This is a genomic window from Glutamicibacter sp. FR1 (genome assembly GCF_047300825.1).
GTDB lineage: Bacteria > Actinomycetota > Actinomycetes > Actinomycetales > Micrococcaceae > Glutamicibacter > Glutamicibacter nicotianae.
This window is the reverse complement of sequence record NZ_CP178602.1, coordinates 1,218,340-1,241,079: the sequence shown is the minus strand read 5'-3', so window position 1 is coordinate 1,241,079 and position 22,740 is coordinate 1,218,340. Positions and strand designations below refer to the sequence as shown.

The window sequence follows — 22,740 nt, the reverse complement described above, 5'->3', positions numbered from 1 at the left end:
TTCCATATGCTAGGCGTACTGGTACTGCTTCTCAGTTGCCCGTACAGTGCGGGTTCTGGAACCTGGTTCTTCGAATGCCCAATTGATGCTTACTTCACCCAAGAAAAGGATCTGCAAGTCATTTAGCTTGTCGGTGGCTCGGAGGATTTGCTCTTCCGTCTCGTTCTGCAGGACGACAACTATGTGAGCCTCGCCATTTTCTGCATCAAGTGCCACTTCGAGGGCGCGAAGATTTTCTTTACCAATTGCCGATACGGCATGGAGTCCAATCGACTGAACGAGAACTTCTGCGTCATCTAACGCCACGTTCTCGCCTCCTTTCGATCCGCCGATCACCCACTATGCTTGTGGATAACCAAGTTGACGTTTACATGCTATCTGTGCATGCTCCCGAAAAATAGACCCTACACTCATTTGTTACGGAACTTCCAATCCTACTTCCACAGATGGATGACAAGTCACCCTTCTGGGGATAAGTTCAGTTCCCCTTCCCTAACCCTTGCCTCGCACTAATTACTCGGCCACCAACAAGCGAAAGGAAACCACGAGGGAGCGTTCCCTAGTCAAAGGACAGGAGCAATCAGGCACTAGTCATGAGCGTGATCATGACCCACCCCGGAACGTCGCCTCTGCTATCCCTGAGTTTCGGAGAAAGCTTATGAATGAGTAGTTCACCGGCTGCGATGATCTGCATTGCCAGTTTGAGCATCATTTGTTGTACGTGGTTCATGACAGCCCTTCCAACGTGCTAAAAGAATTCATAGTGAGATATTCAAGATTTTCTGTGCACCGTTCAGTAGCTCATCTCCAATAGCGCTAGGCCGGGGAATACGGCAAAAACGATCGTGAGCGGCAGAATCCCGAATACCACCGGGATGAGCATGGAAATTTCACGTTTTCCGGCAACTTCCATAAGTTCGCGTTTCGATGCATCGCGAACATCCTGTGCCTGGTCTCTGAGCACTTGTGCCAAGGGCGTGCCCCGCTCTGTGGCAACAACGATCGCATCGACAAAGCGCGTCATCGCCCCAACTTGCATCCGGTCAGACATATTCTGCATAGCTTGGACCATTGGCGTACCTGCGTGAATGTCGTTCAAGGTCTTCGTGAATTCCTCGCCGATCACTCCATGGCAGATTCGCGATATTCTCTCGATTGCTCCCGTTGTGGATTCGCCCGCGCCGACAGTTAGCGCCAGCACCTCGGCCACGGTGGGGAATTGAGTCAATATTTTTCTGGACCGCCGGTGGATCTGTTCGCCAAGCCACCAACCACGCAAGGCGTAGCCCGAAATTCCAAAACCAATGACAACCAGCACTGATAAGAACAAAGAAACTTGATACTGGACGGCAGCAAGAGCCATGAATGCAGAACCTGCTACCAAACCAGCCAAAGCATAAACAATTTCCTGGGACCGATAGTCAACGAGGCTCATTTCCAATCCTGCAGCGTTCAGGCGCTTCCGGAGCGTATCCGCAGAAGGACTGTGCAAGCTAGCCAGCTTCTTGATTTGCTGCAGCATAGGGGCAGCTAGCTGGCCCAAAGCCGAGTGCCCGGAGTCCGAGTGCCAGGAGTCTTCCAGCATGCGCGAGCCTCGAACGCCGACACGGACGTGCGGCGCAATACGATCAGCGAAGGCCATTCTGCGCCAGCCCGGCAGGTTCACGAAGACCAGCCATAGTCCGAGACCAAGTCCCAAACCGCAAAGCGCCGCCCATGACGTATAGCTGCTCATGCCAGCACTCGTTCTTCTACTGGCAAGGTACCAAGCCGGAGCATGATTCGATAGCAGACGAACGAAACCACCACGCCGAGGCCGAGCACGATCACTCCCCCGAATGTCATATACGCATCTTTCGCCGCTTCCTGGGTGCCCAGGACCAGCAGCAAGATCCACGGCGCCGCCACGGCCAGACGTGCTGCTGAAACAATCCATGATTGCCTGGCCGCGAGTTCTCCTCGTGTTCGCACGTCATCTCGCAGGAATGCCGACAACGTTGTGAGCGTATGGCCCAAGTCGGTGCCTCCGACCTCACGGGTGATGCGCAATGTCGTGAGAATTTTGTCAGCTACCGGGTCTGCCAATCGTTCGCCCAGCTGGTCCAGTGCCACGGCGAAGTTCGCGGTGGCTCGATAGTCCAAAGCGAAGTCCCGGAATAGAGGCCGCAATACGCCCGGTCCCACCACTGCCAACTGGCTCAAGGCTTCAGGAAGCGAGAGACCTGCCCGGATAGCGCTTCGCAAATGGTCAACCACCTCGGGCCATTGTTCTTGCAACGCCGCGTGGCGTTTTGCTGCCTGATGGCGTAGATAGACCCATGGTGCAAATGACCCAAAGAGGCAAAACACGACGGCGAAGAGCCACGAAGCGGTGAGTCCCAAGGTCACCAACGCGAAAGTCAGGCCGCAGACCGCGCAAATAGCGATGAATTTTGTCGGCGCCAGATTGCTCATGCCAGCATGGAGCAATGCGTTCTTGATCGCCGAGCTGCGTTTAGGCGATTTCTCCCACGGGGCAAACAGCAACCAGTCAATCAGGAGGGCAATGCCTAGCCCGCCAAGGAGAGCAAAGAAAGCAACCACCGCTACACCGCCATCAGGTCGGCAATATTGATGCCAGCTACATCGAACTTTTCATGCGACCAATCAGCGCCCCTGGCCGGTTGCAGACGATCGGCCTGCCGTTCGAAAAGCGTCGAGGACTCAATTTGCCCCTCCTCCACTCGATTGCGCACACTGAGAATTTCGTTGACGTAGCGATGGCCCTGGGGGCTTCGTACGCAATGGACAACTAGGTCAATGCATGCGGCTACCGTCTTGATGGTGAAGTCGCTGGTGATGTTCGGTCCGGCAAGCAGGGGCAAGGTGCAAATTTTCGTGATCGCGTCACGGGCAGAATTCGCATGCAAGGTGCACAGCCCCGCGATTCCCGAGTTCAACGCAATCAGCATATCCAAGGACTCTGCTTCGCGAACCTCGCCGACAATGATGCGTTCAGGGCGCATGCGCAGAGCTTCCTTGACCAATCTGCGCATGGTGATTTCGCCAGTTCCTTCAAGATTGGCGAGACGAGTTTGCATCGCAACGACATCCCGTAGCGAGAGATTGAGCTCGAAAATTTCCTCGATGGTGATGATTCGTTCCCTGGGGCCGATCGCTGATGCCAGGCAGTTGAGCATTGTGGTTTTGCCGGCTTGGGTAGGTCCAGTCACGATGACATTAAGACCTGCGCCGATGGCGGTGGAAAGGAACCTCGCCGCTTGCTCGCTCAATGATCCAAGCTCGACCAGGTCTTCAAGCTTTCCTGCGCGTGCTATGAACTTGCGAATGTTTATGGCCCAATGCTCATGGGTGATATCCGGAATCACGACGTGCAGACGAGACCCATCGGGCAACTGGCAGTCGACGAATGGTTGGGAAAGATCCAGGCGCCTGCCAGAGGACTTGAGCATCCGTTCTACCAGTGCTGCAATTTCGGCCGATTCCATGCGGATGTGGGTCAGTTCGCTTTGGCCGCCTCTGGCGCAAAAAATTTGATGCGGCGAATTGACCCAAATTTCCTCGACAGAAGGATCATCCAGCAGGGGTTGCAACGGCCCAAAACCGGACACGTTGTCGAAAACTGAACGTTGGGCGGCCTCTAGCGATCCAAGTGAAGGCACAGCTCCAAGCAATGCGCGTTCGTCGTAGTCTCGGATGACTTCGTCTATTAAGGCCCGGATCATCGCTGGCTGCTTGGCTGGGTCCAATCCGCGACGCCGGACCAGCTCGCGTACTTCGTCTTCGACAATGGACAGCGCATCCACCACTGGCTCCTTTGGCTTTCCTGTTGGAGAATCCCGAAGTCGGGGACCATCGGCGAGCGCGTCGTCGGTGCAGCATACCTATTCGTATGACAAGGGATGCTATCTGCAGCGGAGACCGCTTTCAAGAGGTTGCTGCAGTTGTGGATAGTTCTTAATTCTTTCTCCACAAAGGGATTTATATTTCCCGATGCCGACCAAATTGCTGGTTTTGATGGGAACGACTACTTTCCATCACCTTCAGGAGGGCTCATGGTCCGCTATGAATTGCTTCTGGTTTCCCGAAAATTCCAGCATCCGAGACAATTCGAACTTGTCATGTCCGGGCGAATCTCGGGCGAGCAGCTCGCCGTGCTCCTGCAGCGGAACTTCCCGGACCATCGATGGTTTGAGGGAGCAACGCGGATAGAAGAATTGGAGACTCTGTCTGCTGCCGATCGCCTCGTGCTCCATGAACTGCCCCAGCCCCCTCTCGTCACAGGCACCGCTGCTTCGCGCCTCAAGCTGCTAGTGCTTCGCGGCCCCGACGCTGGTGCCTGGATTCCGCTCTCGAAGGGAGAGCATGCCATCGGCCGAACTGCCCCGCTCTGGTTGGAAGATCCGCTGGTTTCCAGGAATCATGCGAAGGTCATCGTGACAGCACAGGGCTTGCACCTGCACGCGAGTGCCGAGCAAGACATTGCCATGCCAGATGGAAGCCACCGTCAGTCCGTCGAATTGGAACAGGGATCACGCTTCCGGCTAGGCAACACCGAATTCGCCGTAGGCGATCCATTAGCTGCCGACGCCGGTCATCTGGTCTCCTCCGAACAGTTGGAAATCCAGGCACCTTCAAAGCCCGAACTGTCCCGATTGATTGCATTGGCCTTAGCCGCATTTGTCCCGATCATTTCCGGCGTCTTGCTTGCCGTGGTTACCGGTTCAATGCTCTTCCTGGTCCTGAGCGGCGTTTCTGCCCTGATGGGGTTGGTACCTGCGGGTCAGCTGGTGGTGGAACGGCGTCGGTGGAAAAGCGAATTACAAGAGCAGCGGGCGTCCGCGATCATCGCAAGAACGAGATACTCCCCGGACCTTGGCGAAGCGTTCGTAGCTGGACTGGACGCTTCCTCTTTGGGCCTGTCCTGTAACCGGATACCACCCTTGGTTTGGGGCGAGGGCCTATGGTCTCCCCAAGAAATCTCCCGCCCTTCTCCCACGGGCGTGCGCAAGATATTTCGAGGCCTCAGAAAGACGAAGACGGATGCACCCTGGTTTGGTCCGGTGTTCTTCCCAAGCACCCCGGGCGTCTGGCAATTGAAGACTGTGCAAGGGCGAAGTGCGGGATCGATTCTCGCCGCAGTTCTTGCGCGATACCTCCCCGCCATACATGACGGCCAGCTACGGCTGGTGATCGATCCCAGCATTCGCTGTCTTCCTGCGTCGTTGCTCTTGATGAACAACGTCTGCATGTCCCATCTATCCGCTTCCGATGAATCGAGCTTCCTCAGGAAAGAGGAAGCAAGTCTGGCCACCCTTTACGTCACTGCCCAATCACCGAAACCCATTTCCGGCACACTGGTGCTGGGCATTTCGCCGATATTGTCCGAGTCTGTGGAGAATTGGATTGTTCCTAGCCCCGTCTGCGCGCATTTGCCCGACGAACGGCTAGTTCTTCAGAGCCTGAGCACGCTGAGCCTCGCTCGGTTCGACAAGATGGTGCAGCAATATGTGCAGCTGCCGAAGAAAGCAGCAACAAGGAATCCAGACTCAAGGCCCTCTGGCTCCCGGTGCCTACGTGCACTTCTGGGTCTGGATGACCAGCAAGAGGACGTGTTCCTCGACCTTCACGAGGACGGTCCGCACGTACTGGTATGCGGCACGACCGGCTCGGGCAAGTCAGAAGCGCTCAGGCGCATCATCGCTGATTTTTCCTGCAACTATTCGCCGGCTCAGCTCGCTCTCGTGCTCATTGATTTCAAGGGTGGAGCTGGGCTCGGTGTTTATGCAGGCTTGCCACACGTCCAGCTCTTCGCAAGCGACCTTGATGAAGCTGCGGCTCAGCGTACGTTAGAGCAATTGGAGCATGAAGTGCGTCGGCGCGAAGAGCTTTTGGCGGATCACGGTTGCAGCGACATTGCCGAATATCAAGATCTCGCTGAACCCGGCCCAGTCCTGCCTCGATTGCTGGTCGTCATTGACGAATTTCGCGTCTTCATCGAAACCCTGCTTCAAGCCAGCGCCAGAATTGATCGCTTGGCTGCGGTAGGTCGGGCTCTCGGTATCCACCTGATTCTCAGTACGCAACGGCCGGCTGGCGCCTTGACGGGGCAAACCAAGGCGAACTTGAACACGACAATTGCTTTGAGGGTCAACGACCCAGGCGAATCGATTGAACTGGTTGGCTCCGTCCAAGCGTCCAAATTCCTCTTCCCTGGCCAGGCGATCATCAAGAGTGCTTCCAAGCCAACTCGGTGTCTGCAATTCCATCTGGCCATCGAGCCACCTCTGCACGGCGAATTATTCGAGCGGAATCGCCAAGATCTCACCTTGCTTCCCCGGTGCCAATTCGAGAAGAGCGATGCATCAGCAACCGGAGATCCATTGCGCGACCATGCCTCCGAGCTTTCTTCACGATGGTCAGGTACGGAGCTGCCGGCATCCGGTTTTGCTCCGGCGTTGCCATTGCCATCAGAACCATGTCCATCGCCGCCGACTTGGGAGGGGAAGGAGCGAGGGGCTATCTACTGCGGCATTGCAGATAACCTGCATCTGGCCCGGCTCGAGCCGCTGGTCCTCGACCCTGCCCGTTCACGATCAACGTTGATCTGCGGCCTGCCTGAAGCCGGTGCACGCATGCTATTTGCTTCCCTGGCGGATTCGACAAGAAAAATATTGTGCTTCGGCCCATCGCCAGTTCCGGATGCCGCCAAGAACCTCAAAGTCGTCACTGGTGAAGATCCCTACGACTTCTTCGAAGCTGTCGACTTCGTGGAATCCATGCCGAAGGATCCGGCATTGATCATTCTTGTACATTCACTCACCCAGCTGCAGTCCAACATCCACCCCCAGCATTTTCAACGCTTGGATGAAGCACTCGGTACGCTATTGCGCTTCGGTGGGCCTGAATCGCCAATGGTTCTTTGTTCCGTCGACCGGGACCAGAATGCCTTGAAGTCCACTGGTCTTTGCACCGAGCAATGGTTTTTCCCGTACAACGCCACCGAGTCGTTGAAGATGATCTGGCCTAAGATTCCGGCCTGTTCTCCGCTGCCTGGCCGCGGAGTCAAACTAAGTTCCGGGCAACCGCCGCAAGTCTTCCAACTCACCCACGCACATTCGGCTAGCATCGCCGATAGCGCCTGGCCGGTCCGGCCAACGGCCAGAGAGATCCTTGCAGGATCTGCGCTGCGCCCGGAAACTTTTCTGGGATTCTCGCCCTTTGATGGAGAAGCCGTGCCTCGACCAGCGGGGCAACTAGCCATTGTGCTCTGTCCCGATATGCTACAGCGCCGGCAGTTGAGCGATGTGCTCGCCGGACGCTGGAACGCCATGCATATTTGCGGCTTGACGGACTTGGATCGGTTCGTCCGGGCACTCGATGACGCCTCATCCGGGGACCGGCAGGAATTGCTCTGCGTGTACTTGGAAACCACTAGCGATTCGCGCCTGCCTCCGCTCATTGAGGCACTGAAGTCCAGTGGGATCGGTGTCGCGCTATTCGTTCCACCGTCCAACAGGATCGCCTACGACTTGGGAATGAGCGTCAACGGGCTAGATGATCGCCAGGTGATTGTTGTCGAAGCCCATCATCCTCAGGATCTTCAACCGATAAACTGGCCGCCGATCCACCCGGAGATTGACCAAGGGTCCAAGGATTATTGGGCCGCCATCATCTCTAAACGAGGCAACCCTCGTGTGATTCACATTCCGTACGAATTATCTGGCGGGCTTTCAGCGATTCGGTCGGTCTCCGAGGAAAGCGGTCGTCTTCGGAGCGAAGAGCATCACCACAGTAGTTCCGGCGATGACAATGGACAGGACCCCCGCGGCCGTCACCATCGGGATGTCGGAGCTCAGGAACGAAACGGAGAGGATGAGCTGGAATAGTTGCCAAACGATAATCGGAGCACGAGTGAACGCTTTTCCCTTGAAGAAGTTAATAGCAACCGAGCCGTGCCAAACAGCAAGCAGCAAGCAAAGGGCCAGCATGAATAGTTGTCCGCCCATGTTGACTGTTCCGTTGGCATCCAGGTTCAGCATGTAGCTGATGGCGTACGCCAGGGTAGCCAGTGCTTCAATCAGGACGAGCGCGGCAACCACGAAAACACTGGTTGGGCGGGACGGGGTTGTATTTTCGTTGCTCACATCAACAATTTTCGTTGACCTTCTACAGGAACTCAAACCGCAACAATTGACTTTCGCTGTTGTTCGCGCCACACCACCGATAACTAGCGGATCCAAGGGCCAAATGCCATGTGAGAAAGCCCTCAGGCATTCAGCAACTTTTCACTTCCGCGACTCTTGTTTACTTCCGCGTTACATGAAAACCTTATGTGGTTGGTTAAACGAAGTGCCCGAACGGACTTCACCGACCTTTCGAAACGCCAGAAGTTAACCACTAGGCAACCAGGAATTCATTTCACTCCTAGGTCGTTGTTGCCTGTGTGTTGATTGCCGTTGGCGTTTCAGACCCTCTCAGATTTCAAGGAGCATCAATAAGCATGGATTGGCGTAGCCGCGCGGCGTGTCTGGAAAAGGACCCGGAACTGTTTTTCCCAGTGGGAAACACCGGTCCGGCCCTGTTGCAGATCGAAGAGGCCAAGAGCGTCTGCCGTCGATGTGAAGTAACCGAAACCTGCCTACAGTGGGCCATTGAGTCCGGCCAGGACGCAGGGGTATGGGGCGGCATGAGCGAAGATGAGCGCCGTGCCTTGAAGCGTCGCGCAGCACGAGCTCGCCGCGCTTCTTAATTGAGCTGCGCTCGAGGTAATTCTCGCAACCCGAGACGCTATACGAAATCCGCCAGCGGTCAACACCACTGGCGGATTTCGAGTTTAAACGGCAAATTGTCAGCTCACATAGGTACATTAAAGGTAGTATTCATGTTCGAAAGGATCCGTTAGTGACTCTGGCCCGCTTCGCGCGCACCGTTCAGGCAGGTGCGTCCGCAAAATGAGCCCGGCCCTGACCGACCCGAACCTGGGCAAGACGCTGGATGGCCGCTACCGGCTCGACCATCTGCTCGCTCTGGGTGGCATGTCGCGGATCTACCGCAGCATGGACAAGCGCCTGCACCGAGCCGTTGTCGTGAAGATCTTGAATGACAACTTCGCCAGCGAGTCCACGGTTCGTGAACGATTCGAATCTGAAGCTGTCATCGCCGCGAATATCACCCATCCGAATGTGGTCTCCATCCGAGATCACAACGTGAGCGGCAATCTGGTGTACCTCGTGATGGAATATGTTCGCGGGCGCAATCTCGAACAGGTCATAGAGGAACGCGGGCGTTTTACACCGCGCCAGGCCCTCAGCGTCCTTGAGCAGATTTGCCGCGGCCTCAGAGCCGCGCACAGCGAGGGCATCATCCACCGGGACATGAAACCGGCCAACGTGCTGCTCTCCGATACCGGTGAAGTCAAAGTCACCGACTTCGGCTTGGCCCGTGCCGCGAGCGCCCATACCCAGTCGGCGACGCTCGTGGCAACGCTGTCCCATGTTTCTCCTGAACTGGTTTCAGGCGCGCCAGCCGATTCGCGCAGCGACATCTATGCCCTGGGCATCATGATCTATCAGATGCTGACTGGGCAATTGCCGTACACCGAAACCAATGCAGCCGCATTGATGAAACATCATCTGGACTCCCCCATGCCCCCGCCCTCGGACCTCGTTCCCGGGTTGGCCGAAGATCTCGATGAACTTGTCCGATGGTGCACCGAGAAAGATCCGGAAAAGCGTCCGCAGGATGCCTCATTGCTGCTGGAGGAGATCATCCAGATCCGCTCCACGCTCAGCGATGCGCAATTGGATGTCGGTGCCGAGGACCTCGGCGGGATCGAAGATCTCGCGCCGCAAGCATTCGCCCAGATGCCTCCGACGCTGCAGCAGCGCCTTGATGCGATGCAACGCGAGCGCGAGGAAGAACGTGAACAGCTGTGGCTGGAGCGGAACGCTGCACAGCAAGAGGCCGGCTACGAACTAGATGATGCTCCAGCCGATACTGATCGGACGACGGTCATAGCCGCGGCCGATGCCACCGAAGTCCTGGACCTTCGCGATGCGCAAGCCACCTTGGCCCAGCCTCGTGCGGCTGATCCCGGCTCGGATCCTGGAATTGCCGCGACGTCGGTGTACACCCGTCGCGATGGGTTGGGCGCAACCGAAGAACCTGGCGAAGCCAATGAATCACCGCTATCGGTCCGTGGCCAGAAGCGTGCGCAGAAGCAAGCGGCAAGGAAGTGGCGCAAGGAAGCCCAGGTGCCAACCCACCGTTTGCGCCAGCCGCGCACCGGAACGCAAAAGTTCGTCGTCACCCTGATGTGGATCCTCGTCGTCGCTCTGGTGGCCGGCGCAGGATGGTTCTTCGGCCGCGGCCCCGGAACAATTATCCGCATCCCGTCATTGACCGGCATGCTCCAGTCGCAGGCAATCGCGCAGATGGACGGCCAAGGCGTTCCCGTTCGCATAGGCACCGCCTACGACGATGAGATTGCCATCGGCCGGGTGGTGGATTCGCAACCTGGAACCGGCGAAAACATCATGAAGTTCCAGGGAATCGACCTGATCGTTTCACAAGGCCCGGAGCTTTTTGCGGTTCCGGATGTTGCTGGGCATACCCTTGAGCAGGCCACCACGGCTCTGACCGAGGTCGGCTTCGAGGACGTTAAGACCACCGAAGCCTACTCGGAATCTGTCAAGGAGGGCGAAGTCATCAGTTCTTCCCCGGCCGCCGGCGAGAAATTGCCGAGGAAGAACATCATCACCCTTGCCATTTCCAAGGGACATGCTCCGGTCAGCGTTCCTTCGGTCATCGGTCTTGGCAAGGAGGCGGCCAAGGAGAAGCTTGAGGCGGTTGGCCTGGAACTTGAAGCGGGTAAAGCCGTTCATTCCTCGACGGTCGAAAAAGACCTCATCGCACTCCAGGATCCAGCTCAGGGCACCGTCCCATATGGCAGCACCGTGACGGTAAATCTTTCGCAGGGACCGGAGTACGTCCAGATCCCGTCCGTGATTGGCATGGGCGTGGAAGAAGCCGTCACGACGCTGGAATCCGCCGGTTTTACCGTCAAGACCCATGATGTCTTTGGCGGTTTCGGCCAAACCGTGCGCATGCAATCTCCGCTGCACCAGCAAGCCGTGCGAGGCAGCGAGATCAGCATCTACGCTTTCTAGGGCCGTTGGCGCTTCCACTTCACAAAAATAATCCGGTTCCCGCTTGGGGAACCGGATTACTTTTCTAGCTGCTAGCGATTGCGGCTGCGGCTCTGCAGTGCCGAGGAGACCAGGAAGGCCATTTCCAGGGACTGGCGGTGGTTCAGCCGCGGGTCGCACAGCGACTCATACAGCGAATCGAAGTCTTCCTCGCGGATCGGATCCGCGCCGCCGAGGCACTCAGCCACATCGTCGCCGGTCATCTCCACATGCAGACCGCCCGGGAAGGTGCCCAGCGAGTCGTGCACCTCGAAGAAGCCGCGGACTTCGTCCATGACATCTTCGAAGTTGCGGGTCTTGTAGCCGTTCTGGCTGGTGACCGTGTTGCCGTGCATTGGGTCGGTAACCCACAGCACCTGTGCTCCTGATGCAGTGACCTTCTCCACCAGGTTCGGCAGCTTCTCGCGGATGTTCTTCGCACCCATGCGGGTGATGAAGGTCAGTCGGCCCGGCTCGCGGTTCGGATCGAGCTTGTCGATCAGCGCCAGGACATCTTCTGGATCCGTGGTTGGGCCCAACTTCACGCCAATTGGGTTACGTAGGCGCGAGAGGAAGTCCACGTGTGCGTGGTCCAGCTGGCGGGTGCGTTCGCCGATCCACAGGAAGTGGCCGGAGGTGTCGTATGGCAAGCCGGTCCGCGAGTCGGTGCGGGTCAGCGCACGCTCGTAGTCCAGCAGCAAGGCTTCGTGGGAAGCGAAGAACTCGGTGCGCTTAAGCGCCTCGAAGTCTGCTCCGCAGGCATCCATGAAGCGGATGGCCGAGTCGATTTCTCCGGCCAGCTGCTCGTAGGCGGAGTGCGCCGGATTGGCCATGAAGCCGCTGTTCCAAGAGTGCACGCTACGCAGGTCGGCGAATCCGCCTTGGGTGAAGGCGCGGATCAGGTTCAACGTCGCAGATGAGGTGTTGTAGGCCTGCACCATGCGCTTTGGATCGTGGGCACGGGACTCCGGCGTGAAATCGTAGCCGTTGACGATGTCGCCGCGGAATGCCGGCAAAGTTACACCATCTCGGGTTTCGTCATTCGAGGAGCGCGGCTTGGCGAACTGGCCAGCCATGCGCCCCATCTTGATGACCGGCATCGAAGCGCCATAGGTCAGCACGACGGCCATCTGCAAGATGGTGCGCACACGCGAGGAGATCTTGTCTGCGGTCGCGTCGGCAAAGGTTTCGGCGCAGTCGCCGCCCTGCAGCAAGAAGGCCTTGCCTTGGGCCGCCGTGGCCAGGCGTTCGCGCAATACGTCGACTTCGCCGGCAAATACCAGTGGCGGACGCGAACCCAATTCCTTAATGGAGGACTGATAGTCCTTGTGCTCACGCCAGGTCGGCTGCTGGGCAATTGGCAGTTCACGCCACAAATCTAGTTGCGGATCGGTGGCGGGGCCGGCTACAGAGGAGCCGGGCAATGGGGTTCGGTTTTCTTCGCTCACCTTGCCCATTCTACGTGGCGTGGGCTCAAAGCACCGCGACGAATGTAACAACGAGCCGTAACACTGCCACTGGTGCGCTGCTACTTCTTCGCTTTGCGCGGTGCGTAGATATCAACGTAGCTCTGGCCTGAGAGGACATTGATCGCCTTGCGGATTTCGTCGGCGCAGGCACGGAGCGTTTCGGGGTTCGATGGCTGGCCGCCCAGGTGCTCGAAGGTCAGCGGCTTGCCGATCTTGATGCCGACCTTTCCCGGATGAGGCAGGCTCTGGCCGATGGGCTGCACCTTGTCGGTACCGATCATCGCAATCGGTATCACCGGTGCGCCGGTCTCCAAGGCGAGCTTGGCGACACCGAGCTTGGCCCGGTACAACCGGCCATCCGGAGAACGCGTCCCTTCGGGATAGATGCCCAGCATCTGTCCCTGCTCCAGCGCCTTCTTGGCGCTGGCCAGCGAGGCCGCCGATTTCTGCCCGCCCGACCGGTCCATGGGCAGCTGGTTGATGTTGCGGAAGAACCACGCGGTGATCCGGCCTTTGATGCCGGTGCCATTGAAGTACTCGTCCTTGGCCAGGAAGATGACGGTGCGGTCCAACGCAGCGGGGAGGAACACCGAGTCGCACACTGACAAGTGATTCGAAGCCAGGATTGCCGCGCCGGTTTCCGGCACATTGCCGATGCCCTGGATCTTGACGCGGAAGAAAATTCGGATAAGTGGCCGGACAGCGAAACGCTTGAGGAAGTCGTACAGCACGGCGGGAAAAGTCCTTCTTCTAGTTGACCAGCTACGCGGGAAGAGAAACCGCGACCTTGCTGGTCGAAGCGCACTCCGCACCATTCAATTGTGCACTACGCTCGGAGGTGTAGGCAGAATTCGAGAGGGTACCAAGATGAAAATTGATGAAGGCAATACTCCGCTCAATGAGCCCGTGCGCTCCAACGCAGTGCTCTTGATCCATGGTTTTACCGGCTCCCCCGTCGCCATGCGGCCTTGGGCGGATTCCCTGGAGCTGGCCGGGTTCGACACTGACGTCCCGCTTTTGCCAGGCCACGGCACACAGTGGCAGGACATGGTCGGCCGAGGGTACGACCAGTGGATCCATGCCACTGAAGAAGCGTTCGACGAGCTCGCCAGGACCCACCAGCAGGTATTCGTCGCCGGGCTATCGATGGGCGGCGCGCTGGCCCTGCACCTGGCGACCCGGCGCAACGTGGCTGGTGTGTCGCTGGTCAACCCTGGACTGGTCGTGGACTCCCGCTTGGCGCCCTATACCCGTTGGCTCAAGCATGCCGTGCGCACTGTCGCCCCGATCAGCAATGACATTGCCAAGCGCGGCGTCGATGAAGGGGCCTACCCGCGCACCCCGGTAGCAGCAGTAGCCGAACTCCACGCGCTCTTTACCCAAACCCGCCGCCGCCTGGAATTGGTCAGCGCCCCGGTGCAGCTCTTCCGGTCCACCGTTGACAACGTGGTTTCGGAGCAATCGGTGCGCGAACTGGTCGCGGGCTTGAACCCGGGCACCTTGGCCGAGCACCATATGCTCCTGCACTCCAAGCATGTGGCCACGCTGGATTACGATGCCGAGCAGATCTTCCATGAATCGGCCCGCTTCTTCGCGCAGCTGGCCGCCAAGGAGCAGAAGCGGAAGGAGAAACACGCATGAATCAAGATGATGCCCATCCTTCGAACCAGCAAGACCCCCAATGGGATCAGCTGGTCGAGAATTTCCGCCTGCTCAATACCACGGCACCACGCGAACCCAGCGCCGAAGAGCGTAAGGCGCAGCTGGAGAAGCTGTTCAACGCCGGACCTGCCGCGATTCGCGGTCCACGCGACTACGAAAACGACGACACCGGCGAAATGTTCGTTCCAGAAGCACCCGCCGCACTGGGTTCTGGCGATCCGATGCTGAATCTCGCCTGGGCTGGCGCGGCTGGCGGCCCGCTGGGGTTGCTGCTGTGCGTGCTGTTTTTCCGCTCAGCTCCGGCGTTCATTTATTTCGGTTTGGGAATCATCGCCCTGCTCGGAGTCGCATACTTGCTGAAACGTCTTCCCACTGAACGCGATCCGGGAGATGATGGGGCGCAAGTCTAGAAAACGGCTTTGAGCACGAACCACCGTAGGTTACTCTATAGTAATAAACATGTGATGCGGATTACCCGCATTTGCTGACTGTGGCCACACGAAGTTTCAGGAGTTGAAGACCAGATGCGCGAATACGACTCGCCAATTCGCATTCATTCGCCAGAGCAGTCGAACATTACCGATCTGCTGCTGCGCCACGCGAATTCAGCGGCGAACCCGGCCTTGTTCTCCAAGCCGGGAGCCGACGGAACATGGAATGATGTCACTGCCTCGCAGTTCGCTGCCGATGCCCGGGCCATCGCGAAGGGCTTCATCGCCAACGGCATCGAGGCCGGCGACCGGATCGCCCTGATGGCCAAGACCCGATACGAGTGGACACTGGTCGACTTCGCCATCTGGTTCGCCGGTTGCATCACCGTTCCCATCTACGAAACCTCCTCCCCCAGCCAGGTTGCCTGGATCGTTTCGGATTCCGGCGCCAAGGCCGTGGTTGTCGAGGCCGCCGCCCAAGAAGCGGTCGTGCGCCGCGCCGCCCATCAGGAACAGCTCGATTCCCTGGATCATGTTTGGCAGTTCGACGGCGGGCTGGACCAGCTCTCCGAAGATGGCACGAACGTCGATGACCAGCTGCTCGAAACCCGCCGAGCAGGCGCATCCCTGGAAGATGTTGCCACAATCATCTACACCTCTGGCACAACCGGCCGCCCCAAGGGCTGCGAGCTGACCCATGGCAACTTCGTGGAGCTGGCAGAGAATGCGGTGGCTGCCTTGCCCGGTGCCGTCTACCCTGGCGCGTCAACCATCATGTTCCTGCCGCTGGCCCACGTATTCGCCCGTTTCATCTCTGTGGTCAACGTGGCCGCCGGCTGCCGCACCGGGCATACCCCGGACGTCAAGCACCTGCTCGAGGACCTGCAGTCCTTCAAGCCGAATTTCATCCTCGCCGTGCCGCGCGTCTTCGAGAAGGTCTACAACTCAGCCATGCTCAAGGCCGAGGACGGCGGCAAGAGCAAGGTCTTCCACGCGGGCGTCAGCGTCGCGGTGGCCTATTCCAAGGCCACGCAGCAGGGCAAGGTTCCGCTGGCGCTGAATCTGAAGCACAAACTCTTCGACGCCCTGCTCTACAAGAAGCTGCGCACCGCCATGGGCGGCAACATCCGCCATGCCGTCTCCGGAGGCGGCCCGCTGGGCGAACGCCTGGGCCATTTCTTCAACGGGATGGGCGTGACCATTCTGGAAGGTTACGGACTGACCGAAACCACCGCGCCGATTTCGGTCAATACGCTTGACCGAATCAAGATCGGCACCGTCGGCAAGCCGCTGCCGGGCAACGCCGTGCGCATTGCCGCTGACGGCGAGATCCTCGCCAAGGGCATCTGCGTGATGCGCGGCTACCGCAACCGCCCGGAACTCCAGGACGAGACCTTCACCGATGGCTGGTTCCGTACCGGGGATATCGGCGAGCTCGACGCCGATGGATTCTTGAAGATCACCGGCCGCAAGAAGGAAATCATCGTGACCGCTGGCGGCAAGAACGTGGTTCCTGCCCTGCTCGAGGACCAGATCCGCGCCGACGCGCTGGTATCCCAATGCGTCGTCATCGGCGAGGGCCGGCCGTTCATTGCGGCCCTGGTGACCCTGGACCAGGAAGCCCTGCCGGGCTGGCTGGCCCGCCACCAGATTGACAAGGACCTGTCGCTGGAGGAGCTGTCGACCCACCCGAAGGTGCTCGAAACCGTGCAGGCGGTAATCGACAAGGCCAATGCTTCGGTCTCCAAGGCAGAGGCAATCAAGTCCTTCCGCATCGTGCCCGCTGACTTCACCGAGGAAACCGGCCATCTGACTCCCTCTATGAAGATCAAGCGTGCGGTAGTGCTCAAGGACTACGAAGCAGTGATCGATCAGATCTACTCGGCCCCCAAGCCCACTGCATAATCCAGCACAGCATGAGCCAGCTCCCACGATTCGCGAGCTGAAGCGGCCCAAGGCAACTTGAGGCCGCTTTGCTGTGTCCGGGCATAGTAGCTGCGCGGCAGGACCACGCGGCTGAACGCCGGGGCGGGATGGTTCTGGTGCTCGTGGCCGAGCACCGCGTAGATCAGGTTCGCGGCAAGCTCCTTGCGGCCGTTGGCCAGCAGCCATTCCACCAGTTCCATCAACCGGTCTTCGGATTCGGCGCTGGTATCCCCCACCGCCACCAGCACGTTCACACCGGTGAATTTGCCTTCCCTCACCGATTGCACGCGCTGCGGCCCGGCCGTGGCTACCGTGGTCTGGCACTCCAGCTCGCCGAATTGCTCGGCCAAGTGCTCGGCAATTTCGCAAAATGGCAGATGCGTGTCGAGGGTGAAGACCAGTACCGAGATGGGCAGGATCCTGGATCCCAGCTCGGCAACTTGTTGCTTCAGCTCCTCGGGCGCAGCCCCGGGCTTCGTCTTGTGTGCGCGCATCCCTGCTCCTTCAGCTAGTTGGTTCGCACGATCATTTGCGGCAGAGCGCAGGGGCCCGCAACCGTGGTTGCGAGCCCCTGCGCTCCGGGTACGGCGGGTGCTACTTCGGTTCGATGACCAGCAGCAGATCACCGCCCTGCACCTGGCTGGTGCCGTTCAGGGTTACCTGGCTGACCACGCCGCCGGTGTTGGCGGTGATGCCTGCCTCCATCTTCATGGCTTCGATGGTGGCTACCGACTGGCCGGCCTCGACCAGGTCGCCGACCTTGACGTTGACCGTCACGGCTCCGGCGAATGGTGCGGCGACATGGCCCTTGTCGTTAGGGTCGGCCTTCGGCGCGGACTTCACGGTGGATTCCACCGATTCATCGCGGACCCTGACCTGGCGGGACTGGCCGTTGAGGTTGACCACGACGGTGCGCAGGCCCTTCTCGTCAGCTTCCGACACCGATACCAGCCGGACGAGCAGTCGGACGCCGGTGCCCAGCGAGATGACATGCTCGATGCCTGGAACCAGGCCGTAGAGGTAGTCGCGGGTGTGCAGTACGGACAAATCGCCGTAGTTCTCCACCGACTTCTCGAAGTCGCGGGTTGGGCCTGCGAAGAGCAGCCGGTTCAGGGTGCCGCGGATCGTCTCCGAATCCGACTTCAGCGCCGCCGCGTCTTCCGCCGAGAGGTCCTCGATACGGGCCTTGACGTTGCGTCCCTGCAGCGCCTTCGTGCGGAATGGCTCTGGCCATCCGCCTGGAGGGTTGCCCAGCTCGCCCGAGAGGAACTGGATGACCGAATCCGGGATGTCGTAGTTCTGCGGGTTCGCTTCGAAGTCCGCGGCGGGCACGCCGGAGCCGACCAGCTGCAGGGCCAGGTCGCCGACGACCTTGGATGACGGGGTAACCTTCACCACGTTGCCGAGCATGTCGTTGACCGAAGCGTACATCGACTCGATGGCTTCGAAACGCTCGCCCAGGCCCAGCGCGATAGCCTGCTGGCGCAGGTTCGAAAGCTGGCCGCCAGGAATCTCATGCTGGTAGACACGGCCGGTCGGCGCCGGCAGTCCGGATTCGAATGGCCTGTACATCGCGCGCACTGCTTCCCAGTACGGTTCGAGCGACGCCACGGCATCCAGCGACAGGCCCGGATCGCGTTCGGTGAATTCCAGCGCCGCAACCAGTGCGGACGCCGAAGGCTGCGAGGTGGTGCCCGCCATGGCCGCGCTGGCCACGTCCACGGCGTCGACGCCGGCATCGATGGCAGCCATCAGGGTTGCCAGCTGGCCGCCGGAGGTGTCGTGGGTGTGCAGGTGCACCGGCAGGTCGAAGCGTTCGCGCAGCGCGGTCACCAGCTTGGTGGCAGCGGCCGGGCGCAGCAGGCCTGCCATGTCCTTGATCGCGATGATGTGCGCACCGGCATCGACGATCTGCTGGGCCAGGTCCAGGTAGTAGTCCAGGGTGTACAGCTTCTCGTTGGCATCCAGCAGGTTGCCGGTGTAGCACAGGGCCACCTCGGCGACCGCGGTGCCGGTTTCGCGCACTGCCTTGATGGCCGGGGCCATCTGCGACACATCGTTCAGCGCGTCGAAGATGCGGAAGATGTCGATGCCGGCGGAGGCTGCTTCCTTCACGAACGCGTCGGTCACCTCGGTCGGGTAAGGGGTGTAGCCCACGGTGTTGCGTCCGCGCAGCAGCATCTGCAGCGGGATGTTCGGCAGCTCGGCGCGCAGCAGCTCCAAGCGCTTCCATGGATCCTCGCCCAGGAATCGCAGGGACACATCGTAAGTGGCACCGCCCCAGACCTCCATGGAGAACAGCTGCGGCACGTTGTGCGCGTAGGCCGGAGCGGCGGCGAGCAGGTCGCGGGTACGCACGCGGGTGGCCAGCAGCGACTGGTGCGCGTCGCGGAAGGTGGTATCGGTGATGCCCACCGCCTTCGAGTCGCGCAGCGCCTTGGCAAAGCCCTCGGGGCCCAGCTCCAGCAGCTTCTGGCGCCAGCCATCAACCGGTGCGGCAGACTTCGATGGGCCGTCGAATGGCGAACGCTCCGGCTCGTCGGACTTGTCGCCCGGGAACGCGGGAAGCTTCTTGCGCGGGTCGATGCCCTCGACACGGCTGCCATTGGGCTGGTTCACCGTGACATGGGCCAGGTAGTTCAGCGCCTTGGTGCCGCGGTCCTGGGACTCGTTGCCGGTAAGCAGATCCGGACGGGAATCGATGAAGTTGGTAGCGACATCACCGGCCAGGAACTGCGGGTCGCTGAGCACATTCTGAATGAACGGGATGTTGGTGGCCACGCCGCGCACGCGGAACTCGGCCAGCGCACGGCGGGCGCGGGCCACCGCGGTGGCGTAGTCGCGGCCGCGGCAGGTGAGCTTGACCAGCATCGAGTCGAAGTGCGGCGAGACTTCCGCACCGGTGTAGATCGTGCCGCCATCCAAGCGTACGCCCGAGCCGCCGGCCGAACGGTACACCGTAATGGTTCCGACATCCGGACGGAAGCCGTTGGCCGGATCTTCGGTGGTGATGCGGGACTGCAGTGCCCAGCCACGCACCTGGACTGCGTCCTGGCTGATGCCCAGGTCCTTCAGCGATTCGCCGGAGGCGATGCGCATCTGCGACTGGACCAGATCGATGTCGGTGACTTCTTCGGTCACCGTGTGCTCCACCTGGATGCGCGGGTTCATTTCGATGAAGACGTGCTGACCGGCGCGCTCGCCCACGGTATCGACGAGGAATTCGACGGTACCGGCGTTCTGGTAGCCCAGGGTTTGGGCAAACTTCACGGCGTCGCGGAACAGCGCCTGGCGGATCGACTCGTCCAGGTTCGGTGCCGGAGCGATCTCGACAACCTTCTGGTGGCGGCGCTGCAGCGAGCAGTCGCGCTCATGCAGGTGGACGATGTTGCCTTGCTCGTCGGCGAGGATCTGCACCTCGATGTGGCGCGGACGCAGCACTGCCTGCTCCAGGAAGACGGTTGGGTCGCCGAAGGCGGTGCCGGCTTCGCGCATGGCCGCCCCCATCAGTTCCGGCAGGTCTTCGCGCTTGTCGACGCGGCGCATGCCGCGCCCGCCGCCGCCGGCTACTGCCTTGACGAAGATCGGGAAGCCGATGCGATCGGCCTCGGCGATCAGGTAGTCGACGTCATCGCTTGGCTCGGAGGATTCCAGTACCGGAATGCCTGCTTCGCGGGCTGCTTTCAGTGCCGCGACCTTGTTGCCGGCCAGTTCAAGCACGTCCGCCTTTGGACCGATGAACTTGATGCCTTCTGCTTCGGCAGCGCGGGCGAGGTCGGGGTTCTCCGAGAGGAATCCGTAGCCCGGGTAAATTGCGTCCGCGCCGGCTTCTTTGGCAACGCGGATAATCTCGTCTATATCCAGGTAGGCTCGGACCGGATGGCCCTCTTCGCCGATCTGGTAGGCCTCCGCGGCCTTCTGGCGGTGGATCGAATTGCGATCTTCATGTGGGTAGACAGCAACGGTCTTTGCGCCCAGCTCGTAGCCGGCACGGAAGGCACGAATTGCAATCTCACCGCGGTTGGCGACCAAGATCTTTTCAAACATAGTGTCCCTACATCGAATCATTACACACTGGCACAACGGCACCCTCGGGACTGTTTCCGTCAGGTGCTTGCCCGCCACACCAACGTGTCGGGTCTCGAAAAGCGGCAAGCATTTGCCACTTCTGTGAAATACCCTACACGGGGAATCGCCAGAACGCCCAAACATTTCATCTTGTGGTCAGACCACATGAAATAATTGAAGCTGTGAAGTTTTAATCACTAACTTGTGCCTAATGACAAAAACTCACGTTGCAAAGTCGGAGAAACGCCGGTCGGCACACTATGATGATGAGAGACTAAAAATTCGGTGGGACGTTTAAACTAACGAACAGTGAAAGGCGTGGTCTGGTCCGTGCACGTAGTGAGCATCAGCAGCCTCAAGGGTGGCGTAGGAAAAACCTCCGTGACACTCGGATTGGCTTCAGCAGCACTTGCCGCCGGCATTCCGACTCTCGTCATTGACCTGGATCCCCATGCGGATGCCAGCACTGGCCTCGGAGTCCGGGCTAACGGAAAGCAGCCAATTGGGCAGATGCTCAAGAACGCTCGCCGTGCCCGCCTGCAGGATCAGGTTGTCGCCAGCGCCTGGCAGTCAAAGGCAGCAGAGAAGAAGTCCCGCACCCGCATTCCAGTGCTCGACGTTGCTGTTGGCGACGCCTTCACCGGAATCTACGATCGCCCTGATCTGCGCACCCGCGACCTGCGCCGCCTCTCCCAGCTCCTGAGCCGCACCAGCGGTTACCAGCTGGTGCTCATCGACTGCCCGCCATCGCTCAACGGCCTGACCCGCATGGCATGGAGCGCATCGGATCAGCTCCTGCTGGTCGCAGAACCCAGCCTGTTCTCCGTCGCCGGCACCGAGCGCACCCAGCGCGCATTGGAACTGTTCCGCCGCGAGTTCGCTCCGTCCTTGGGACCGGTACACGTCGTCGCCAACCGGGTCCGCAAGGATTCTGCAGAGCACACCTTCCGCTTGGGCGAAATGCGCCAGATGTTCGGCGATTCCATGGTCAAGTCCGAAATTCCCGAGCACCCGGAGTGGCAGCAGATCCAGGGCGCCGCGTATTCGGTGCACCAGTGGCCTTCGAAAGCCACCGCCCCGATGCTGGCCCAGTTCGACGCCTTGCTCAAGGAAGTCATGTCTGCCGCAGGCCCAAACAACACCTAGGATCTCCGGACAATATCTGGAGATATTGGGACATAAACTACTGGCCGGATCTTCCTTCGTGGAAGATCCGGCCAGTAGTTTAAGTATTGGTTTCCAGTCCCAGGCTTAACCGACGTTGCGAGCGGCCTTGGCGGCACGACGGGCAGCCAGCTCGTCTTCAGGCAGTGCCTGCTGCGCAGAGCTCTCAGATGGCAGCTGGGCCAGCGATCCTTCGACCTCGCGCCAGACGCGGCCCACGGCGATGCCGAACACGCCTTGACCCTTCTGGACGAGATCGATGACCTCATCGGCGCTCGTGCATTCGTAGACCGAAGCGCCATCGCTCATCAGGGTGATCTGGGCAAGATCCTCGACACCGCGTTCACGCAGATGCAAAACAGCCGACCGGATCTGCTGCAGTGATACTCCGGTGTCCAGCAACCGCTTGACGACCTTGAGCACGAGGATGTCCCGGAAGGAGTAGAGCCGGTGACTGCCAGAGCCCTTGGCTCCGCGCACCGCTGGCTCGACCAAGCCGGTACGTGCCCAGTAGTCGAGCTGGCGGTAGGTGATGCCTGCCGCCTTGCACACAATCGGTCCACGGTAGCCTGCATGCTCGTCCAACTCAGGCAGGTCATCGGTGAAGAGCAACCCTTGGGTACTGGATTGCTTGGTGCCACCATCGACCCCATAGTGAGGTCCAGTCTGGCGAGACTCCATCCAATTGCTCCTTGCGTGTCAGCACGTTCCTAAACGAGTATCCAGGGACCGAATAAGAACCGCGCAGATGCGAGTGATGACTATCAAAATACAGCTCTATTTAAATGTCCCTATGCAAAAACGGTACGGCGATAATGCCTAATGGTCAAA

At 59.7% G+C, this 22,740-nt stretch carries 16 protein-coding genes; 7 read left to right on the top strand and 9 right to left on the bottom strand.

From position 1 onward, the window contains the following. Positions 1-9 precede the first annotated feature (9 nt). From ACLQ8T_RS05980 to ACLQ8T_RS05965, 4 genes are all read right to left on the bottom strand, one after another. Positions 10-306 (bottom strand): hypothetical protein, encoded by a 297-nt coding sequence (locus ACLQ8T_RS05980; protein WP_413456024.1) that lies wholly within the window; start codon positions 304-306, stop codon positions 10-12. Between the two features lie 487 nt (positions 307-793). Then, positions 794-1,735: a type II secretion system F family protein gene (locus tag ACLQ8T_RS05975; protein WP_413456023.1), complete on the bottom strand. Its 942-nt coding sequence runs from the start codon at positions 1,733-1,735 to the stop codon at positions 794-796. Then, positions 1,732-2,583 (bottom strand): type II secretion system F family protein, encoded by an 852-nt coding sequence (locus ACLQ8T_RS05970; RefSeq protein ID WP_413456022.1) that lies wholly within the window; start codon positions 2,581-2,583, stop codon positions 1,732-1,734. The genes ACLQ8T_RS05975 and ACLQ8T_RS05970 overlap by 4 nt, the downstream gene beginning before the upstream one ends. A gap of 2 nt (positions 2,584-2,585) precedes the next feature. Further along, complete coding sequence (locus tag ACLQ8T_RS05965; RefSeq protein WP_413456021.1) at positions 2,586-3,806, bottom strand: CpaF family protein; 1,221 nt, start codon at positions 3,804-3,806, stop codon at positions 2,586-2,588. Between the two features lie 96 nt (positions 3,807-3,902). On the opposite strand from ACLQ8T_RS05965, the gene ACLQ8T_RS05960 reads away from it, so the two are divergent. The 3 genes from ACLQ8T_RS05960 to ACLQ8T_RS05950 all read left to right on the top strand — a co-directional run bounded on the left by ACLQ8T_RS05960 (position 3,903) and on the right by ACLQ8T_RS05950 (position 11,171). Next, complete coding sequence (locus tag ACLQ8T_RS05960; RefSeq protein WP_413456020.1) at positions 3,903-7,889, top strand: FtsK/SpoIIIE domain-containing protein; 3,987 nt, start codon at positions 3,903-3,905, stop codon at positions 7,887-7,889. Positions 7,890-8,503: 614 nt separating this feature from the next. Beyond that, on the top strand, positions 8,504-8,752 hold the full coding sequence (locus tag ACLQ8T_RS05955; RefSeq protein WP_013348560.1) for a WhiB family transcriptional regulator: 249 nt from the start codon (positions 8,504-8,506) through the stop codon (positions 8,750-8,752). 202 nt (positions 8,753-8,954) lie between these two features. Beyond that, positions 8,955-11,171 (top strand): protein kinase domain-containing protein, encoded by a 2,217-nt coding sequence (locus tag ACLQ8T_RS05950; protein WP_413456019.1) that lies wholly within the window; start codon positions 8,955-8,957, stop codon positions 11,169-11,171. Between the two features lie 71 nt (positions 11,172-11,242). Here the strand turns inward: ACLQ8T_RS05950 and ACLQ8T_RS05945 are convergent, their stop codons facing one another. Together ACLQ8T_RS05945 and ACLQ8T_RS05940 are read right to left on the bottom strand one after the other, a co-directional pair. After that, positions 11,243-12,646, bottom strand: a complete 1,404-nt coding sequence (locus ACLQ8T_RS05945) for a class II 3-deoxy-7-phosphoheptulonate synthase (protein ID WP_413456018.1) — start codon at positions 12,644-12,646, stop codon at positions 11,243-11,245. 71 nt (positions 12,647-12,717) lie between these two features. Beyond that, positions 12,718-13,389: a lysophospholipid acyltransferase family protein gene (locus ACLQ8T_RS05940; protein ID WP_413456017.1), complete on the bottom strand. Its 672-nt coding sequence runs from the start codon at positions 13,387-13,389 to the stop codon at positions 12,718-12,720. Positions 13,390-13,525: 136 nt separating this feature from the next. On the opposite strand from ACLQ8T_RS05940, the gene ACLQ8T_RS05935 reads away from it, so the two are divergent. From ACLQ8T_RS05935 to ACLQ8T_RS05925, 3 genes are all read left to right on the top strand, one after another. Continuing rightward, a complete protein-coding gene (locus ACLQ8T_RS05935; protein ID WP_161567496.1) occupies positions 13,526-14,299 on the top strand; it encodes an alpha/beta hydrolase in 774 nt (257 codons plus the stop codon). After that, positions 14,296-14,730 (top strand): hypothetical protein, encoded by a 435-nt coding sequence (locus tag ACLQ8T_RS05930; protein ID WP_413456016.1) that lies wholly within the window; start codon positions 14,296-14,298, stop codon positions 14,728-14,730. The genes ACLQ8T_RS05935 and ACLQ8T_RS05930 overlap by 4 nt, the downstream gene beginning before the upstream one ends. A 114-nt stretch (positions 14,731-14,844) precedes the next feature. Further along, on the top strand, positions 14,845-16,656 hold the full coding sequence (locus ACLQ8T_RS05925) for an AMP-dependent synthetase/ligase (RefSeq protein WP_413456015.1): 1,812 nt from the start codon (positions 14,845-14,847) through the stop codon (positions 16,654-16,656). Here ACLQ8T_RS05925 and ACLQ8T_RS05920 read toward each other — a convergent pair. Together ACLQ8T_RS05920 and ACLQ8T_RS05915 are read right to left on the bottom strand one after the other, a co-directional pair. Beyond that, positions 16,629-17,171, bottom strand: coding sequence for a hypothetical protein (locus tag ACLQ8T_RS05920; protein ID WP_413456014.1), 543 nt, complete (start codon positions 17,169-17,171; stop codon positions 16,629-16,631). The two genes, ACLQ8T_RS05925 and ACLQ8T_RS05920, sit on opposite strands and share 28 nt — an antisense overlap. Positions 17,172-17,271: 100 nt before the next feature. Beyond that, positions 17,272-20,724, bottom strand: coding sequence for a pyruvate carboxylase (locus ACLQ8T_RS05915; protein WP_413456013.1), 3,453 nt, complete (start codon positions 20,722-20,724; stop codon positions 17,272-17,274). Between the two features lie 351 nt (positions 20,725-21,075). Between ACLQ8T_RS05915 and ACLQ8T_RS05910 the strand changes: the two genes are divergently transcribed. After that, positions 21,076-21,891, top strand: a complete 816-nt coding sequence (locus ACLQ8T_RS05910) for a ParA family protein (RefSeq protein WP_413456012.1) — start codon at positions 21,076-21,078, stop codon at positions 21,889-21,891. Positions 21,892-21,996: 105 nt separating this feature from the next. On the opposite strand, the gene ACLQ8T_RS05905 is transcribed toward ACLQ8T_RS05910, so the two are convergent. Then, positions 21,997-22,590, bottom strand: a complete 594-nt coding sequence (locus tag ACLQ8T_RS05905) for a MerR family transcriptional regulator (RefSeq protein WP_066137538.1) — start codon at positions 22,588-22,590, stop codon at positions 21,997-21,999. Positions 22,591-22,740: the final 150 nt, after the last annotated feature.

Bases quoted from the DNA above. Each gene is read 5' to 3' on its own strand.
- ACLQ8T_RS05955 (WP_013348560.1), top strand. From the start codon at position 8,504: ATGGATTGGCGTAGCCGCGCGGCGTGTCTGGAAAAGGACCCGGAACTG.
- ACLQ8T_RS05920 (WP_413456014.1), bottom strand. From the start codon at position 17,171: ATGCGCGCACACAAGACGAAGCCCGGGGCTGCGCCCGAGGAGCTGAAG.
- ACLQ8T_RS05950 (WP_413456019.1), top strand. From the start codon at position 8,955: ATGAGCCCGGCCCTGACCGACCCGAACCTGGGCAAGACGCTGGATGGC.
- ACLQ8T_RS05905 (WP_066137538.1), bottom strand. From the start codon at position 22,590: ATGGAGTCTCGCCAGACTGGACCTCACTATGGGGTCGATGGTGGCACC.
- ACLQ8T_RS05945 (WP_413456018.1), bottom strand. From the start codon at position 12,646: ATGGGCAAGGTGAGCGAAGAAAACCGAACCCCATTGCCCGGCTCCTCT.
- ACLQ8T_RS05925 (WP_413456015.1), top strand. From the start codon at position 14,845: ATGCGCGAATACGACTCGCCAATTCGCATTCATTCGCCAGAGCAGTCG.
- ACLQ8T_RS05975 (WP_413456023.1), bottom strand. From the start codon at position 1,735: ATGAGCAGCTATACGTCATGGGCGGCGCTTTGCGGTTTGGGACTTGGT.
- ACLQ8T_RS05930 (WP_413456016.1), top strand. From the start codon at position 14,296: ATGAATCAAGATGATGCCCATCCTTCGAACCAGCAAGACCCCCAATGG.
- ACLQ8T_RS05915 (WP_413456013.1), bottom strand. From the start codon at position 20,724: ATGTTTGAAAAGATCTTGGTCGCCAACCGCGGTGAGATTGCAATTCGT.
- ACLQ8T_RS05960 (WP_413456020.1), top strand. From the start codon at position 3,903: ATGCTATCTGCAGCGGAGACCGCTTTCAAGAGGTTGCTGCAGTTGTGG.
- ACLQ8T_RS05935 (WP_161567496.1), top strand. From the start codon at position 13,526: ATGAAAATTGATGAAGGCAATACTCCGCTCAATGAGCCCGTGCGCTCC.